This window comes from Shinella sp. M31 (assembly GCF_049199205.1).
Taxonomy (GTDB): domain Bacteria; phylum Pseudomonadota; class Alphaproteobacteria; order Rhizobiales; family Rhizobiaceae; genus Shinella.
This window is the reverse complement of the sequence record NZ_JBLZPH010000042.1, coordinates 61,393-63,601: the sequence shown is the minus strand read 5'-3', so window position 1 is coordinate 63,601 and position 2,209 is coordinate 61,393. Positions and strand designations below refer to the sequence as shown.

The following is a 2,209-nucleotide window of genomic DNA, read 5'->3' as shown; positions in this document are numbered from 1 at the left end:
CCTGGTTCCAGTCCTGCACATTGGTGCCCTTGGACATGCGGCGGGCATCGTCGGCAGCCTTGAAGACCTTGCCGATCTCGGCACCGGCGGCGACGTCCTCGTCCTTGTCCTTGAAGACCTTGTAGTAGGTGTCCTTGCCGGCGATGGCGACCATCAGCACGTCGAAGGCGCCGGCTGCCTGCCAGGGCTGACCGCCGACGGCCAGCGGAACGATGCCGGCCTTTTCCAGCGCCGGACCGGCCGCGACGAACTCATCCCAGTTCTTCGGAACCGCCACGCCCGCCTTCTCGAAGGCGGCATTGGACAGCCACAGCCACTGCCAAGAATGGATATTGACCGGCGCGCAATAGATCTTGCCGTCGATCGTGCAGCTGTCGAGCAGGCTCGCCGGCTTGATGATCTCTTTCCACTTTTCCTTGGTCGCGACATCGGTCAGGTCGCGCATCAGGCCGGCCTCGACCAGTTCCTCGGCCTGGCGACCGTGGTTGAACTGCGTGGCGCCCATCGGGTCGCCGCCGGTGATGCGGCTGACCATGATCGGACGCGCCGTGCCGCCGGAGCCGGCAATCGCGCCGTCCACCCACTTGTTGCCCGTCGCATCGAATGCCTTTGCCAGTTCGGCGACCGCCGCGGCCTCCCCGCCGGACGTCCACCAATGGGTCACTTCCAGATCGGTCGCATTGGCTGCGGCGAACGGCAGGACCACGGTCGCTGCCAGGACAGCAGCCATAGAGCGAATTTTCATGAGTTCTCCTCCCTCACTGAAACGTTGCCGGAAAAACCTAGTCCAATCGATTTAATCGCGCAACAGGGCATGGAGAATTAATGCAAGATTTCTTTCAAACGCTTATTTTAACGGCAACTTATTGTGCGAAACTCGGCCTCGAAAAGCAAAGAGAAATATAAATAAGCATTTGAATTTAAAGGATATATTCCACAATTCACAATCAGCCTTGTGATGCAGGCTTCGCAACCGCATAAATTATCGGTTTGCGGCGCAATAGGCTGCACAAATAACTGCATCTGCAAATTTCAGGAAATTTCACCTCGACAAAACACCTGTATCGTTACAGATTTATAGCCAGCTTCGGGAGGGAGTAGCGGCCGGGGTTAAAAAATGTATAACCGGCCGCTCATATGGAGAGGTGCAGGCAGGGGATGGACAACAAGAAGAGCGAAGGCCAGGCGGCAGCGCTTCCGCCCCCCAATGAACGGCCGACGCTGAAGACGATCGCCTTCATGACCGGTCTCGGCATCACCACCGTTTCCCGCGCCCTGAAAGACGCTTCCGACATCAGCGCCGAGACGAAGGAGCGCGTGCGCCTCGTTGCGCGGCAGATCGGCTATCAGCCAAACCGCGCAGGCGTGCGTCTTCGCACCGGCAAGACCAATGTCATCAGCCTGATCCTCAGCCTTGAGGAAGAGATCATGGGCCTGACGAGCCCGATGGTAATCGGCATCTCGGAGATCCTCGCCTCGACTCAGTATCATTTGGTCGTGACGCCCTACCGAACCCAGGGCAACGCGCTCGATCCTGTGCGCTATGTTCTGGAAACGGGCGCGGCCGATGGCGTCATCATCTCGCGCACCGAGCCGAAGGACCCGCGCGTCGCGCTGATGATGGAGCGCAATTTTCCCTTCGTGACGCATGGCCGCACGGAAATGGGGCTCGTCCACCCCTACCACGACTTCGACAACGAGCGCTTTGCCTATGAGGCCGTACGCAAGCTCACCGAAATGGGCCGCAAGCGCCTCGTGCTGCTTCAGCCGCCGCCTTATCTGACCTTCTACCTGCATATGCATGGCGGTTTTGAACGCGGCGTTCGCGATTTCGGCGCGACGGCCATTCCGTTCAACACCGTCAATCTCGACAACAATCTCGTCGATATCCGCAAGGCCGCCGAAATCCTGTTCAGCGGCCCGGATGCCCCCGACGGCATCGTCGCGGGCAGCGGCGGGGGCGCGGTGGCGCTCATCGCGGCGCTGGAGGCAACCGGCAAGAAGCTCGGCCACGACGTCGACATGGTCTCCAAGGAGCCGCACATGTTCCTGCAATGGCTGCGGCCGGAGGTCGCGACCATGCGCGAGGATATCCGACTTGCCGGCCGGGAGCTTGCCAAGGCGGTCATCGCCCGCATCGAGGGCATTCCGCCGGAAGAGCTTCAGACGTTGAGCTATCCGATCGCGACGGAACAGATCTGACACGCAA

At 60.2% G+C, this 2,209-nt stretch carries 2 protein-coding genes; one reads left to right on the top strand and one right to left on the bottom strand.

Annotation, left to right across the window (positions count from 1 at the left end):
- A partial coding sequence (locus tag ACOZKU_RS06390) for an ABC transporter substrate-binding protein (protein WP_421578136.1) occupies window positions 1-745 on the bottom strand: 745 nt, incomplete at its 3' end.
- A gap of 413 nt (window positions 746-1,158) precedes the next feature.
- On the opposite strand from ACOZKU_RS06390, the gene ACOZKU_RS06385 reads away from it, so the two are divergent.
- The gene (locus tag ACOZKU_RS06385; RefSeq protein ID WP_314084483.1) at window positions 1,159-2,202 is read left to right on the top strand and encodes a LacI family transcriptional regulator; all 1,044 of its coding nucleotides are present in this window, start codon (window positions 1,159-1,161) and stop codon (window positions 2,200-2,202) included.
- Window positions 2,203-2,209: the final 7 nt, after the last annotated feature.